This is a genomic window from Rhodoferax ferrireducens, from assembly GCF_031458075.1.
Taxonomy (GTDB): domain Bacteria; phylum Pseudomonadota; class Gammaproteobacteria; order Burkholderiales; family Burkholderiaceae_C; genus Rhodoferax_B; species Rhodoferax_B ferrireducens_A.
In genome coordinates this window covers 28,689-44,625 of sequence record NZ_JAVDXT010000005.1, presented here as the reverse complement: position 1 = coordinate 44,625, position 15,937 = coordinate 28,689, and the positions used below count along the sequence as shown (strand labels likewise).

10 protein-coding genes are annotated in these 15,937 nt (G+C 62.6%); 9 read left to right on the top strand and 1 reads right to left on the bottom strand.

Annotation, left to right across the window (positions count from 1 at the left end):
• The first annotated feature begins 42 nt into the window (after positions 1–42).
• The 7 genes from J2X19_RS21180 to J2X19_RS21150 all read left to right on the top strand — a co-directional run bounded on the left by J2X19_RS21180 (position 43) and on the right by J2X19_RS21150 (position 11,465).
• Entirely contained in the window at positions 43–6,108 is a 6,066-nt protein-coding gene (locus J2X19_RS21180) for an O-linked N-acetylglucosamine transferase family protein (protein WP_310376292.1), read from the top strand.
• A complete protein-coding gene (rfbF, locus tag J2X19_RS21175; protein ID WP_310376290.1) occupies positions 6,105–6,875 on the top strand; it encodes a glucose-1-phosphate cytidylyltransferase in 771 nt (256 codons plus the stop codon). The genes J2X19_RS21180 and rfbF overlap by 4 nt, the downstream gene beginning before the upstream one ends.
• A complete protein-coding gene (gene rfbG / locus J2X19_RS21170) occupies positions 6,875–7,930 on the top strand; it encodes a CDP-glucose 4,6-dehydratase (protein ID WP_310376288.1) in 1,056 nt (351 codons plus the stop codon). The genes rfbF and rfbG overlap by 1 nt, the downstream gene beginning before the upstream one ends.
• Before the next feature lie 66 nt (positions 7,931–7,996).
• Entirely contained in the window at positions 7,997–8,557 is a 561-nt protein-coding gene (locus J2X19_RS21165) for a dTDP-4-dehydrorhamnose 3,5-epimerase family protein (RefSeq protein ID WP_310376286.1), read from the top strand.
• Positions 8,554–9,783 (top strand): class I SAM-dependent methyltransferase, encoded by a 1,230-nt coding sequence (locus tag J2X19_RS21160; RefSeq protein ID WP_310376284.1) that lies wholly within the window; start codon positions 8,554–8,556, stop codon positions 9,781–9,783. Before J2X19_RS21165 ends, J2X19_RS21160 begins: the two co-directional genes overlap by 4 nt.
• On the top strand, positions 9,780–10,664 hold the full coding sequence (locus J2X19_RS21155) for an NAD-dependent epimerase/dehydratase family protein (protein WP_310376282.1): 885 nt from the start codon (positions 9,780–9,782) through the stop codon (positions 10,662–10,664). The genes J2X19_RS21160 and J2X19_RS21155 overlap by 4 nt, the downstream gene beginning before the upstream one ends.
• Before the next feature lie 18 nt (positions 10,665–10,682).
• Positions 10,683–11,465 carry a cephalosporin hydroxylase family protein gene (locus J2X19_RS21150; RefSeq protein WP_310376280.1) on the top strand — a complete coding sequence of 261 codons (783 nt, stop codon included), beginning with the start codon at positions 10,683–10,685 and terminating at the stop codon, positions 11,463–11,465.
• Positions 11,466–11,618: 153 nt separating this feature from the next.
• Here J2X19_RS21150 and J2X19_RS21145 read toward each other — a convergent pair whose 3' ends face one another.
• Entirely contained in the window at positions 11,619–12,842 is a 1,224-nt protein-coding gene (locus J2X19_RS21145) for a flagellin N-terminal helical domain-containing protein (protein ID WP_310376278.1), read from the bottom strand.
• A gap of 242 nt (positions 12,843–13,084) precedes the next feature.
• Here J2X19_RS21145 and J2X19_RS21140 point away from each other — a divergent pair, with 242 nt between their 5' ends.
• Together J2X19_RS21140 and fliD are read left to right on the top strand one after the other, a co-directional pair.
• Entirely contained in the window at positions 13,085–14,305 is a 1,221-nt protein-coding gene (locus J2X19_RS21140) for a flagellin N-terminal helical domain-containing protein (protein WP_310376276.1), read from the top strand.
• Positions 14,306–14,500: 195 nt separating this feature from the next.
• Complete coding sequence (gene fliD, locus J2X19_RS21135) at positions 14,501–15,931, top strand: flagellar filament capping protein FliD (protein WP_310376274.1); 1,431 nt, start codon at positions 14,501–14,503, stop codon at positions 15,929–15,931.
• Positions 15,932–15,937 lie beyond the last annotated feature (6 nt).

The window sequence follows — 15,937 nt, the reverse complement described above, 5'->3', positions numbered from 1 at the left end:
CGGATGTCCTGTAAACCATCTCTTACGCAAGGCCAATTGACTATGACTGATTTGACGGACGCTGCCAGTCTGGTCTTGCCCGATGGGGATGCGACGCAGGATACCCTGCAGCAGGCGTTGGAGGCCCATAAGAAATGGGAGTTCGGGTCTGCGGAAGCCTTGTACCGCACGGTGTTGGAGCTTGATCCACTGCATGCGGATGCGCACCACAATCTGGGGGTGTTGCTGGCCGTGCAGCTGCTGCGGCCACATGAGGCATTGCCACATTTCGAGGCCGCACTGAATGCGGATGCAGGGCGCCCGCAATTCTGGTTCAGCTACATCGACGCCTTGATCCGCTGCCAGCATTTCGATCTGGCGCGCGAGGTGCTTCCGCTGGCCCAGGCCCAGGGTTTGCAGCTGGCTGCCGTAAATGCCCTGAGTGAACGCCTGCCCCGCCTGTCGCTGCATGCCGCCCCGCCTGCGCCTTCCGAACCGTCTGCTGAAGAGATGCAAGCCTTGGTTCAGCTGTTCAACCAAGGGGACTATGCACAGGGCGAAGCGCGCGCCCGTGCACTGGTGCAGCGCTGCCCGGACAGTGGTTTCGCCTGGAAGGCGCTGGGCACCATGCTGCAGCCGCAGGGCAAGAAGGAAGAGGCGTTGGCAGCCAAGTTAAAAGCCGTGCAGCTTTTGCCAGAGGATGCAGAAGGCCTGTGCAATTTGGGCCGCTCGTATTTCGAGCTGGGCCAGACCCAGCAGGCCATCGAGGTGTTACAGGCCTGTGTGGCAGTCAAGCCGGATTACGCCGAGGCTTTCAATAACCTGGGCTTGGCCTTGAACGCAGACGGCCAGGTGGATGCTGCGCACCGCTGTTTTGAGCGTGCGATCGCCATACAGCCCGGTTTCGCGGAAGCGCTGAACAACCTGAGCGGTATTTTCAATGTCCATGGCCAGGTGGACGAGGCCGTTGCCGTGCTGCAGAAAGCGGTGGCGGCCAAGGCCGACTACCGTATTGCCTTCGACAATCTGCTGTTTGTCTTGAACTACCACCCCGACAAAAGCGCGGAAGACATATTTCAGACCTACGGTGAATACGAGAAGCGCTTTGGGCTGCCGCATCGCACCAGTTGGGCACCGCACCAGAATCCGCGCAACGCACAGCGGCGCTTGAAGGTCGGCTACGTGTCGCCCGACTTCAAAGGCCATGCCTGTACCTTCTTCATGGAGCCGCTACTGTCCCGGCACGACCGCAACTTGGTGGATGTCTATGCCTACGCCGAGTTGACGCAAGAAGATGCGGCCACCCAGCGTTACAAGCAATACGTAGAGCACTGGGTGCCCACCCGCGGCATGAGCGACGACGCACTGGCCCAGCGTATCCGGGCCGACGGCATCGATATTTTGGTCGACCTGGCGGGCCACACCGCCGGCAACCGCCTGGGCGTGTTTGCGCGCAAACCAGCGCCGGTGTCGCTCAGCTGGATGGGCTTTGGCTACACCACCGGCCTGAAAGCCATCGACTACTACTTGACCGACGCAGCCAGCGCTCCGGCGGGTTGTGAGCATCTGTTCTCAGAACAGCCCTGGCGCCTGCCGGACAGTAGCTATGCCGCCTACCGGCCCAGTCCGAGCATGGGCGAAGTCAATGCGCTGCCCGCGCTGGAGCGCGGCTACATCACCCTGGGCACGCTGACCCGCGGCGTGCGCATCAACCGCCATACCATCCGCGTCTGGGCCCAGATACTGCAACGCCTGCCCTCGGCCCATATCGTCATCGACAGCAGTTCGTTCAAGGACCCGACGGTGCGCGATGCTGCGATAGGCAAATTCGGCGCGTATGGAATAGCCGCCGAGCGCCTGCACATCGGCTTTAACAGCCCACCCTGGGATGTGTTGCGCGGCATCGACATAGGCCTGGATTGCTTCCCGCATAACTCGGGCACCACCTTGTTCGAAACCCTGTACATGGGGCTGCCCTTCATTACCCTGGCCGGCCGTCCCAGCGTGGGCCGCATCGGCAGCGCCATTCTGCAAGGTCTCGGCCGGCCGGAGTGGATTGCCCAGACCGAAGAAGAGTATGTGGACAAGGTCGTCGCCCTGGCGTCGGATCTGCCCCTCCTGGCCCAACTGCGTGCTGGTTTGCGCGCACAGATGCAGGCCAGCCAGCTGATGGACGAGGCGGGCTTTACGCGCAAGGTCGAGCAGGCCTATGGCCAGATGTTCGCGCGCTGGGCCCAGCAGAACCCGGTATCGCAGGTGGACAACACACCGGCGCTGGTGACGCGCCGCGATGCGCCTAGCGCGGACGAGATGCGCTTGCTGGCCTCGTTCTTCGAGTCGCGTGACTTTGTGGCGGGTGCTGCGGCCGCGCGCGAAATGGTGCGCTTGTACCCCCGTGAAGGCTTTGGCTGGAAGGCCCTGGGCGCCATGCTGCACCCCCTGGGTCTGGTGGACGAGGCGCTGGCGGCCAAAAAGAAGGCTGTGGAGCTGATGCCACAGGACGCCGAGGCGGCGTGTAACCTGGGCCAGTCATTGCAGGACCAGGGGCACTACATGCTGGCCGAGGCCGCTTTGCAACGGGCCTTGGTGCTGAACCCTGACTACGCGGAGGCCTATAACAACCTCGCCATCACGTACCAAAAAATGGGCCGCATTGCCGAGTCGGAAATAAATTTCCGGGCGGCTCTGGCGCTGAAACCCCAGCATAAATGGGTGTACGACAACTTTTTGTTCACGCTGAACTACCACCCCGAGCACAGCGCCGAAACCATTTTTGAAGCCTACCGCGAATACGAGCGACGATTTGGCGATCCGTACCGGGGCGACTGGGTCGCACATGGCAATGACCGCAGCCTGGGCCGGCGTTTGCGGGTCGGCTATGTGTCGCCCGACTTCCGCAGCCATTCCTGCACTTTCTTCATGGAGCCTTTGCTGGCCTGGCACGACCCGGCTGTGGTCGAGGTCACGGCCTACGCCGAGCTGAACAAGGAGGACGCCGTCACCCAGCGCTACCAGCGCCATGTGGCGCACTGGGTGCCCACGCGCGGCATGAGCGATGCCGATCTGGCCCAGCGTATCCGGGCCGACGGCATCGATATCCTGGTCGACCTGGCCGGCCATACCGTCGGTAACCGCCTGGGCGTGTTTGCGCGCAAACCGGCTCCGGTGTCCTTGAGCTGGATGGGCTACGGCTATACCACCGGCCTGCGCGCCATCGATTACTACCTGACCGACGAAGTCAGCGCCCCGGTGGGCAGCGAAGCCCTGTTCTCCGAGGAACCCTGGCGCCTGCCGGACAGCTGCTATGCGGTGTACCGCCCGGGCGACGGCATGGGGGCGGTGAACCCCTTGCCGGCCCTGGAGCGCGGTTACGTCACGCTGGGCACCCTGACCCGTGGTGTGCGCATCAACCACCACACGGTCAGCGTCTGGGCGCGGGTGCTGCAGCGTCTGCCGACGGCCCATCTGGTGGTTGACAGCCGGTCTTTCCAGGATGCAGCAGTACAAGAAGATGTGGTGCAGAAATTTGTGGCCCTGGGCATAGAGCGCGAGCGCCTGCACATTGGCTTCAACAGCCCCCCCTGGGATGTGCTGCGCGGCATCGACATAGGCCTGGACTGCTTCCCGCACAACTCCGGCACCACCTTGTTCGAGACCCTGTACATGGGCCTGCCCTATGTGACCCTGGCCGGCCGTCCCAGCGTGGGCCGTATCGGCAGCGCCATCCTGCACGGATTGGGTCGCCCGGAGTGGATTGCCTCGACCGAAGACGAATATGTAGACAAAGTCGTCGCCCTGGCATCCGATCTGCCCGCCTTGGCCCGGCTGCGCGCTGGTTTGCGTGCGCAGATGCAGGCCAGCCAGTTGATGGATGAAGAGCGCTTCACCCGCAAGGTGGAGCAGGCCTATGGCCAGATGTTCGAGCGCTGGGCCACCCGCACCGCGGTGGGGGCGGTAGAGGCAGTGCCCAGTACAGACGCGATGAACGGTCTGGTGCGCCTGTACCAGGAGCAAGCTTTTGCAGAAGGCGAACAAGCCGCGCAGGCCCTGGTCGCCCGCTATCCCCGCCATGGCTACAGCTGGAAGTTGCTGGGCTCGTTTGCGCAGAAATGCGGCCATGTCGACGCCGCTTTGCAGGCCAAGCAACGCGCAGTGCAGCTCCTGCCCGACGATACCGAGGCGCTGTTCAACCTGGCCATGGCCTATGAGCAGCAGGGCCTGATGCGGCAAGCCGAGCCTTGCTACCGCGCGCTGATTGCTCTGCAGCCCGGCGATGCCGAGGCGCACCACAACCTGGGCAATACCCTGGTGGGCCAGGGGCGGCGCAACGAGGCGATTCCTTGCTACCGCGAAGCCTTGCGGCTCAAGCCCGACTTTGAAGCCTCGCACCAAAGCCTGGGGGGCTTGTTGCAGGAGTCGGGCGGACTGGTCGAGGCGGAATCGGTCTGGCGCAGCCTGCTGCGGCTCAAGCCCGACGATATGCAGGCGGCCTTGCATCTGGGCCGGGTCTTGCAGCAGCAAGGACGGCGGGCCGAGGCCGAGGTCAGCTTCCGCAAAGCGGTCGATGTGTCGGATGACAGCCATGTGGGTTATTTCCACCGCGGCAACTTCCTGGGTGAACTGGGCTTGTTGGCAGAAGCCGAGGCCGATTTGCGCCGGGCCGTGGAGATCGAACCCCAGGCCGCCGAGGCCTGGAGCAATCTGTGTGGCATCCTCAAGGAGCAGTGCCGGCTGGTCGAGGCCGAGGCCTGTGCCGTCAAAGCCCTGGAGATCAAGCCCGAGTTTGTCGCCGGCTGGGCCAACCATGCGGTGGTCCTGCTGATGCAGGGACGTCTGGCCGAGGCAGAGGTGAGTTTCCGGCGTGCCATGGCCCTGGAGCCGCAGCTGGTGGGTATTTTCTCCAGCCTGCTGTTTGCACTGAACTACGACGCCGATAAAACGGCAGAGGAGATCTACGCCAACTACGCCGAGTTCGACCGGCTTTTTGGTGCTCCGCACCGATCGGCCTGGCTCCCGCACAGCAATCCGTCCGCAGCCGGGCGCCGGCTGAAGGTCGGTTACATGTCGCCCGACTTCAAAGGCCATGCGTGTACTTTCTTCATGGAGCCCCTGCTGTCCCAGCATGACCGCCATGTGGTGGATGTCTATGCCTATGCCGATCTGGTGAAGGAAGATGCGGCGACCCAGCGCTACAAGCAATACGTAGAGCACTGGGTGCCCACCCGCGGCATGAGCGACGACGCACTGGCCCAGCGTATCCGGGCCGACGGCATCGATATTTTGGTCGACCTGGCGGGCCACACCGCCGGCAACCGCCTGGGCGTGTTTGCGCGCAAACCAGCGCCGGTGTCGCTCAGCTGGATGGGCTTTGGCTACACCACCGGCCTGAAAGCCATCGACTACTACTTGACCGACGCAGCCAGCGCTCCGGCGGGTTGTGAGCATCTGTTCTCAGAACAGCCCTGGCGCCTGCCGGACAGTAGCTATGCCGCCTACCGGCCCAGTCCGAGCATGGGCGAAGTCAATGCGCTGCCCGCGCTGGAGCGCGGCTACATCACCCTGGGCACGCTGACCCGCGGCGTGCGCATCAACCGCCATACCATCCGCGTCTGGGCCCAGATACTGCAACGCCTGCCTACGGCCCACCTGGTGATGGACAGCAGTTCGTTCAAAGACCAGGTGGTGCAGGAATCGGTGGCCCAGAAGTTTGTCGCCTACGGCATAGACCGTGAGCGGCTGCACATCGACTACAGCAGTCCGCCGTGGAACGTGCTGCGCGGCATCGACATCGGCTTGGATTGCTTCCCGCACAATTCGGGCACCACCTTGTTCGAAACCTTGTACATGGGCCTGCCGTTTGTCACCCTGGCCGGTCGTCCCAGCGTAGGCCGCATCGGCAGCGCCATCCTGCACGGGGTGGGCCATCCGGAGTGGATTGCCAAGACCGAAGAAGAGTATGTCAACAAGGTCGTCGCCCTGGCCTCGGATCTGCCGGCCCTGGCCCAGCTGCGCGCCACGCTGCGTGCGCAGATGCAGGCCAGCCAGCTGATGGACGAGGCGGGCTTTACGCGCAAGGTCGAGCAGGCCTATGGCCAGATGTTCGCGCGCTGGAAGGAGCAGCAAAAATGAAAGCAGTGATATTGGCCGGGGGCCTGGGCACCCGGATTTCCGAAGAGACGCATCTGCGTCCCAAGCCGATGATCGAAATCGGCGGCAAACCCATCCTCTGGCACATCCTGAAGATGTATTCGGCCCATGGCGTGAACGACTTCGTGATCTGCTGCGGCTACAAGGGCTACATCATCAAGGAATACTTCGCCAACTACTTCCTGCACATGTCCGACGTGACTTTCGACATGGCCAGTAACCGCATGGAAGTGCACCACAAGCATGCCGAACCCTGGAAGGTCACCCTGGTGGATACTGGCGACGACTCCATGACCGGAGGCCGCCTGAAGCGCGTGGCCGACTACCTGAAGGATGAGGCCGCGTTTTGCTTCACCTATGGCGACGGCGTGTCCGACGTGGACATCACCGCCAGCATCGCTTTCCACCAGCAGCACGGCAAGCTGGCCACGGTCACCGCCGTGCAGCCCCCGGGGCGTTACGGCGCGCTGCGCATGGAAGGCGACGTGGTGCAGGGCTTTACCGAAAAACCGCGCGGCGATGGCGGCCTGATCAACGGCGGCTTCTTCGTGCTGTCGCCCCAGGTGCTGGACCGCATTACCGGCGACAACACCAGTTGGGAGGCCGAGCCCTTGGCTGGCTTGGCGGCGGAGGGCCAGCTCATGGCCTATGAGCACACCGGTTTCTGGCAGCCCATGGACACCTTGCGTGAGAAAAACCTGCTGGAAGAACTCTGGTCGTCCGGCAAAGCCCCCTGGAAGCGCTGGTAATGGGCGTTTGGACCGATACCCCGGTTTTCCTCACCGGCCACACCGGCTTCAAGGGTGGCTGGCTGAGTCTGTGCCTGCAGGCGCTGGGCGCCCAGGTGCACGGCTATGCGCTGGACCCCAACACCATGCCCAGCCTGTTCGAGGTGGCGCGGGTGGCCGATACCTTGGCCAGCGACACCCGTGCCGATCTGGCCGATCGGGCGGCCTTGCAGGCTGCACTGGCCGCCGTCCGCCCCACGGTGGTGTTCCACCTGGCGGCCCAGCCGCTGGTGCGCGCCAGCTATGCCGACCCCTTGGGTACCTTTGCCACCAATGTGATGGGCACGGCGCATCTGCTGGAGGCCGTGCGCTCCGTTCCCAGCGTGCGGGCCGTGGTGGTGGTGACTACCGACAAGGTCTACGACAACCGCGAATGGGTCTACCCCTACCGCGAAAGCGATGCGCTCGGCGGGCATGACCCCTACAGCGCCAGCAAGGGCGCGGCGGAAATCGTCACCGCCAGCTACCGCGCCAGCTTTTTCCATGCGGCCGGCGCAGCGCAGATCGCCACCGCCCGGGCTGGCAACGTGATTGGCGGCGGCGACTGGGCGGCGGACCGCCTGGTGCCCGACTGCCTGCAAGCCTTCGCCGCCCAGCGGCCGGTGCACTTGCGCTACCCCGGCGCGGTGCGCCCCTGGCAGCATGTGCTGGAGCCGTTGTCGGCCTATCTGCGGCTGGCCGAGGCGCTGTTGGCGCAGTCGTCCCATGCCGCCAGCGCCTGGAACTTTGGTCCCGATGCGCGTGGCGATGCCACCGTTGGCCAGGTCGCCCAACGCCTGGCCGCGCTCTGGGGGCAGGGCGCCCAGGTGGAAATCCCCGAGGGTGGCGCACATCCGCACGAGGCTGGCCAGCTGCGGCTGGACATCACCCGCGCCCGCGCCGAACTCGGCTGGCAGCCGCGCTGGAGCCTGGACCAGGCGCTGGAGCACACCGTCGCCTGGCAGCGCGCCTGGCTGGCGGGTGAAGACATGGCAGCGGTCAGCCGCACGCAGATTGCCGCCTATGGCCTGCTGTAATATGCTTGCTATTTTATTTATAGCTATTGGCGCAATCATTACCTGCGCCAACGGCCTATTTGATCTATGAGCCGGTTCGACATCCAGTCCACACCCCTGGCCGGGCTGCAGCGCGTGCAGCGCCAGCGCCTGGGCGATGCGCGGGGGTTTTTGTCGCGCCTGTTCTGCGCAGAAGAGCTGGCCCTGGCGGGCTGGACCGGCCCTATCGCCCAGATCAACCACACCTTCACCGCCCAACGGGGCACGGTGCGCGGCCTGCATTTTCAGCACCCGCCGCATGCCGAGACCAAGCTGGTGAACTGCTTGCAGGGCGAAGTCTGGGACGTGGCGGTGGACCTGCGCCGTGGCTCGCCCACCTATCTGCAATGGCATGCCGAGCGCCTGTCGGCCGACAACCAGTGCGCGCTGCTGATTCCGCCGGGCTTCGCCCACGGCTTCCAGGCGCTGACCGACAACGTGGAAATGCTCTACTGCCATTCCCAGCCCTACGCGGCGCAGAGCGAGGCCGCCTTGCATGTGCAAGACCCGCGTCTGGCCATCACCTGGCCGCTGCCGGTGCAAGGCCTGTCACCGCGCGACGCCCAACACGCCTTGATTGGTGACGATTTTGAAGGAGTGCATTTGTGAAATGCCGCCACTGCGCCAGTGCGCTGAGCCTGCCGTTCCTGGACCTGGGCAGCGCCCCGCCCAGCAACGCCTATCTGACCGAGACCACGCTGAACGCGCCCGAGCTCTGGTACCCGCTGCGCCTGCTGGTCTGCGAGACCTGCTGGTTGGTGCAGACCGAAGACCACGCCGGGCGCGATGCGCTGTTCAACGACGACTACGCCTACTTCAGCAGCTTCTCCAGCTCCTGGCTGGCCCATGCCAAAAGCTATGTGGATGCGATGCAGCAGCGCTTTGCGCTGGGCGCCCAGAGCATGGTGGTTGAGGTGGCGTCGAACGACGGCTATCTGCTGCAATACGTGCAGGCCGCCGCTGTGCCCTGCTACGGCATCGAGCCGACAGCCAGCACCGCGGCCGCCGCCAAGGCCAAGGGCATCGCAGTGGTCGAGCGCTTCTTTGGCGTGGCGCTGGCGCAGGAACTGGCGGCCCAGGGCCGGCAGGCGGATTTGACCGCGGCCAACAATGTGCTGGCCCACGTGCCGGACATCAACGACTTCGTCGCCGGCTTTGCCGTGTTGCTCAAACCCCAGGGCGTGGCCACCTTCGAGTTTCCGCACCTGCAGCAGATGGTGCAGCAGTGCCAGTTCGACACGGCTTACCACGAGCACTATTCCTATTTGTCGCTCACCGCTGTTCAGCGCATTTTTGCGGCCAACGGCCTGCAGGTGTTCGACGTGCAAGAGTTGTCCACCCACGGCGGCAGCCTGCGCGTGTTTGCCCAGCGCTCCGATACCGGCACCCAGCCGCTGGCGCCTGCAGTGCAGCAGCTGCTGTTGGGCGAGGAAGCGGCTGGCATGCGCAGCCCCGACTTCTATAGCCAATTCGGCGCCCAGAGCAGGCGGATAGCGCGCGAGCTGCTCTCATTTTTGGTAAGCGGCGCGCATGCCGGCCACAGCATTGCTGCCTACGGCGCTGCCGCCAAGGGCAACACCTTGCTGAACTTTGCCGGGGTGCGCCCGCACCTGCTGCCTTATGTGGTGGACAAGAACCCGGCCAAGCAGGGCAAGTACCTGCCCGGCAGCCGCATCCCCATCGTCGACGAAGCCTATCTGCGCGCCCAGCAGCCGCGCTATGTGCTGATACTGCCGTGGAACCTGCAGGCCGAGGTGATGGAGCAACTGGCCTATATCCGCGACTGGGGTGGTCGCTTCGTCACCGCCGTGCCGGGGCTGGTCGTGTGGCCGTGAAGGTACTGCTCACCGGCGCCAGCGGCTACCTGGGTCGCTACGTGCTGGCCAGCCTGCGCGCGCAGGGCTGCGAGGTGGTGGTACTGGGCCGCAGCCTGCCGGCCGGTTTTGAAGATGTACCCCTGGTGCATTGCGATCTGCTCGACGGCGCGAATTTGGCTACGGCGGTGCAGCAGGCCGGTGCCAGCCATCTTCTGCACTTGGCTTGGACCACCGAATACGGCGTGTACTGGGCGTCGCCGCTGAACTTTCGTTGGGTCGACGCGACCCTGCGCCTGCTGCAAGCCTTTTGCGACGCCGGTGGCCGGCATGTGGCCATTGCCGGCACTTGCGCCGAATACGACTGGGCCGCCGGCTATCTGCGCGAAGACGCCACGCCCTATGCGCCGGCCACGCTGTACGGTGTGGCCAAGGACGCGACCCGCCGCATGGCCGCGGCATTGTGCGCTGCCCGCGGTGTGTCGCTGGCCTGGGGCCATATCTTCTTCCCGTTCGGCCCGGGCGAGGCCACCCAGCGCATGCTGCCCTCGCTGCTGCGGGTGTTCCGCGGCCAGGCAGAGCCTTTCGGGGTGAATCTGGCGGCTTACCGCGGCATGCTGTATGTGCCGGATGCGGCGAATGCGCTGGCGACCCTGCTGCTGCAGGGCTGCAAGGGCAACTTCAATATCTGCTCGGGCCAACCGGCGCTGATCGGCGACGTGGTGCAGACCCTGGCCCGTTTGTGCAACGCCGACCCGGCCCCGGTACTGGCCCTGGCAACCGCCCGCCCCGGCGACCCACCGATGCTGGTGGGCGAGAACACCCGCTTGCTGGCCACCGGCTGGCGACCTGCTTTTACGCTGGAGCAGGGCCTGGCCGCCCTGGTCCATTCCACACCTTGATGTCAACAGGAGATCACCATGAGCACCCCAGAACAACAATTCGCGGCCGAGCGCCAAGAGCGGCTCAGCGCCTACGCGCAGGACGCCGCGTTCAAAGATTTGTCGCGCCAATGGCTGCAAACGTCGATGGACAAAAAGTATGTATACAACTTTGACTGGCTGGGCCGGCCCATCATCCAGTACCCGCAGGACATGGTGGCCATCCAGGAGCTGGTGTGGACGGTGCGGCCGGATCTCATCATCGAAACCGGCATTGCCCACGGGGGCTCGCTGGTACTCAGCGCGTCCATGCTGGCCATGCTGGACATGTGCGATGCGATTGAAAGCGGCAACAGCATCGACCCGCGGGTGTCGGCGCGCAAGGTGATCGGCATCGACATCGACATCCGCGAGCACAACCGCGCGGCTATCGAAGCCCACCCCATGGCCAGCCGTATCCACATGGTGCAGGGCTCGTCCATCGACTCGGATGTGGTGGCCCAGGTGCGGGCGGCGGCCCAGGGTTACAAAAAAGTGATGGTGTTTCTGGACTCCATGCACACCCACGACCATGTGCTGGGCGAGCTGGATGCGTATGCGCCGCTGGTCACTCCGGGCAGCTACTGCGTGGTGTTTGACACCTTTGTAGAAGACATGCCGTCCAAATTCTTTGCCGACCGCCCCTGGGACATCGGCAACAACCCCAAGACCGCCACCCGCCAATGGCTGAAGAGCCACCCGGAGTTTGCGGTGGACCCGACCGCCGAGTCGCGACTGATGGTGACGGTGGCGCCCGAAGGCTTCCTGAAGCGCGTGGGTTAGGTAAACGTTTGTATGCAAAATCGTCGGTTGCTATGTTATCCATAGCTGCTAGCGCAATCTAAATAAGCGCTGGAGCCCTGTTTTGTCTAAGAACTGAGCCCCAAACAAAAAAGACCCCGAGGGGTCTTTTTTGTTTGGGGCGTAGGTACCGGCTTACTGTTGCAGCAGGGTCAGCACGCTCTGTGGCAGCTTGTTGGCCTGGGCTACCATGGCGGTACCAGCCTGTTGCAGGATCTGGGTCCGCGACAGATTGGCGGTTTCCTGGGCGAAGTCGGCGTCTACGATCCGTCCTTTGGCGGCGGCCAGGTTTTCGATCTGGATGCTGATGTTGCTGACCGCGCTTTCAAAGCGGCTTTGCAAAGCACCGAGACCGGCGCGCGCCGAGTTCACCTGGTCGATGGCGGCGTCGATCTTCTTCAGGGCCACCCAGGAGTTGCGCTGTGTGTCGACCGTCAAGGTGTCGATGCCCAGAGCGTCGGTGGTGGTGTCGGTGGCGTTGATGTTAGAGGCCAGCGTGGTAGCGGCTAGCCCGGTGGTGGCCAGCGAGAAGCCCGCCAGCGTCACAACTTTGGCATCGCCGGCCGAGTCCAGTTCGGCGGACATCAGGTCAATGCGGTAGGTTTGGTCGTCGTTTTGCGACAGGAAGGCGGTGACACCGGTGTCGGAGGACTTGCGGTTGATGGCCTCGATCACCTGGCCCATGCGTTCTTCACCCGAGTTGGCCGCTTCGATGGCGCCCAGGTCGAAGGCTGCGGTGTCGCCTGTCACCGAGATCGTCAATGTATTGGTGGCGATGGATGTCAGCGTGCTGACGGCAGAAGCGTCCACATTGCTGGAGGATTGGTCGAATGCATAGGAGATGTCGGCCAGACCCTTGGCGGTCGAATTGGTCAATGCACCTAGAGATGCGACGTCGCCGGAGTTGGCGCCTACCTGGAATACGGCGCCGGCAAACGAGCCGTCGAGGATCTTTTTGCCGTTGAACGAGGTTTGCTTGGCAATCCGGTCGACTTCGTCGGTCAACTGGGAGACTTCGGCCTGTAGCGCGGCGCGGTCGGCCTTGCTGTTGGTGGCATTGCTGGCCTGCACGGCCAATTCACGCATACGTTGCAGCATGTCGCCCACTTTGCCCAACGCGCCTTCAGCGGTTTGCGCCAGCGAAATACCGTCGTTGGCGTTGCGTGCGCCTACGGTCAGGCCGCGCACCTGGGTGCTCATACGCTCCGAAATGGCCAAACCGGCGGCATCGTCCTTGGCGCTGTTCACCCGCAAACCCGAGGACAAACGTTGCATGGAGGTTGCCAGCGAGTTGGCCGAGGTTGCCAGGTTGCGCTGCGCATTGAGCGAATTGATATTCGTGTTGATCGTTGCAGCCATTACGGAGCTCCTTTTTCAGATGAAAGTTGGCCTATGCCAGTTCGGGTCAGCTCAGCTGGCCAACGACCATGAGCGGTAAGTAAATTGTGGGCATCGGGCAAAAATGCAGTGGCGCGATAAGCGGCAGAAAAGCCGGGTTATTTACATGTCAGGCCTAAAGTTTTCTGTGGGGCACCCGAAAACATACTCAACGGGCCTTTTCACTGGTTCGTCATTGAACTCAACCCTTCAGGAGCTTTGAAATGTCCACCTCTATCAATACGAACATCAATTCGCTCAATGCGCAGCGCAATTTGATGTCGTCGGCCAACTCGTTGGCGACGTCTATGCAACGTTTGTCCTCGGGTTTGCGGGTGAACAGCGCCAAGGACGACGCCGCCGGTCTGGCGATTTCCGAGCGTTTCCTGACCCAGGCCAAAGGTTTGACGGTCGGTGCCCGTAACTCCAACGACGGTATTTCGCTGGCGCAAACCGCTGAAGGCGCTTTGGGCAAGGTTGGCGACATGCTGCAACGCATGCGTGAACTGGCGGTACAGGCCAGCAATGCCACCAACAGCAAGGCCGACCGTGCCGCGCTGCAGGCTGAAGTTTCCCAGCTGACCGACGAAGTCGACCGGATTGCCAAGCAAACCACCTTCAACGGTAAAAAAGTGTTGGACGGTTCGTTCGCCGGTGCGGTGTTCCAAGTGGGTGCCAACGCTGGTGACAACATTTCTGTGGGTGCACTGACGGACTCTACTGCCTCGGGTTTGTCCGATGTGTCTTACGCATTCGACCAAGCTGCCAGCAATGTTGATGCCTCCGCCGTCAGCACGCTGACTTCTATCGCCACCAACGTGTTGACCGTGTCGGTGACCGGTGACTCGGCCGCTTTCGATCTGGGGGCGATTGCCGCTGCCAGCTCTGGCGAAGAACGCATGGGTCAAATTGTTGAGGCGATCAACCGTAAGTCTGCTGATACCGGTGTGACAGCATTTCTGTCGCAAAACGACGACCAGACCTACCGTATCGACCTGATGTCCAGCGAACTGGACTCGGCTGGCGATGCCAAGGTCGTGACCCTGGCTGGTTTCACCACCGCCACCACCGGCCTGGCCGGCGGCGCATTGGCTTCCAATATCAATGCGACCAATACCACTACCGATGCCCTGGGTATCGACACTTTGACGGTGGACACGCAGCGCAATGCCTGGGTGGCCCTGAAGAAGATCGATGCGGCCATCGACCAGGTGAATTCGGCACGTGCGGATCTGGGTGCTTTGCAAAGCCGCTTTGAAAGCGCCGTGGGCAATATCGCGATCAGCGTGGAAAACATCTCCGCTGCACGTGGCCGGATTGTGGATGCTGACTTCGCGTCGGAAACCGCCAATCTGTCGCGCACCCAGATCCTGCAACAGGCGGGTACCGCCATGGTGGCCCAGGCCAACAAGCTGCCACAGAGCGTGCTGTCTCTGCTGCAATAAGTTTGTAAGCACCGCGGTCTGCAGGTTCGGGTTGCCAAGGCGACCCCGATATGCAGGTTGCTTATTGGTAAAAAGGTGCTAAAACTCGAAGGCGGATAAAGGAACCCCCTTTATCCGCCGTTTTGCCTTCTGGAATGCGGATACAAATACAGCTATTCGCATTCAGCGTGGCAGGCACCGCTCTCGGAGGTCATCATGGGTATTTCATCAACCGGTATTGGCAGTGGTTTGGAGGTGGAGTCCATCATCACCAAGCTGGTGGCGTTGGAAAAGCAGCCTTTGACAACGCTGCAAACCAAGGCCACGATTATCCAGACCAAAATCTCCGACTATTCGCAGATCAAGTCGCTGGTGTCCACCTTGTCGGATGCTGCTTCCAAAATGACGCTGGACAGCGGCTGGAACAGCCTGTCGGTGTCGTCCTCGAATAGCTCGGCGGTGTCGGCTTCTGTAACCGGCCTGGCCTCGGCGACCAGTTTTAACGTCGGGGTGTCGCAGCTGGCCAAAGCCCAGTCTACGGCGTCAACTGCGGTGACTGCCGGCGCGGCGCTCGGGTCTTCGGGCACCCTGACCTTGCAGCTGGGCACCTGGGCCAGCAATGCTTTTACGGCAGGATCGGCGGCCAGCGTGGCTGTGACGGTGACGGCTACCGACACCATGGCCCAGATCGCAACCAAGATCAATGATTCCGGCTCGGGCCTGGTGGCGACGGTGTTGACCGATGCGTCTGGCGACCGTTTGATGTTGCGTTCGTCCGCCACAGGAGAGGCCGCAGGTTTTCGTATCCTGGCCACCGATGGCGATGGGAACAACACCGATAGCAGTGGTTTGTCGCGTCTGGCCTTTGATTTGTCGGCGGTTACCCCCTACGGCATGGGCGCCAACACCTACCAGGCCGGGCAAAACGCCAAGGCTACGATCAACGGCATTGCCGTGACCTCCACGACCAATAAGTTCAAGGACGTGATTGCGGGTTTGACGATTACCGCATCCGAGGTGACCAGTACCAACGTGGAGATATCCGCCACCAACGACAAAGAGGCATTGACGACCAATATCCAGGCCTTTGTGGATGCCTACAACGCCGTCAACAAATACCTGGCCGATGCCACGGCTTACGATGCCACCTCGAAAACATCAGGGGATTTGCAGGGGGATGCCACGGCGATTGGCTTGCGCAACAGCTTGCGTTCGATGATGGGAACGGCTACGACAGGTGGCAGCGTGACCCGCTTGTATGAACTTGGTATCAGCATGGGTCAAGACGGCAATTTGACTGTGAATGCAGCCAAGCTGAGTACGGCACTGGATACCCCGGACAAGGTCAAAACCTTTTTTGCCCAGAACAACAACGATGTCGCCAGCAATGGCTTGGCACGCAAGGTGAAAGCCTTCACGACGGATTTGCTGTCCTTCAGTGGTGCAATGAACAACAAGGCCGATGCGCTGGCCGCGGAGACCAAGCGCAATACAGCCGAGCAGGACAAGGTGACTGCACGTGCAGCAGCCGTAGAAAAGCGTTTGCGTGCCACCTATACCGCGCTGGACACCAAGATGGCCACCTTGAGTGCGCTTAGTACCTACATCACGCAGCAGGTAGAGGTTTGGAATAGCAGCAGTAAATAGGAGTAC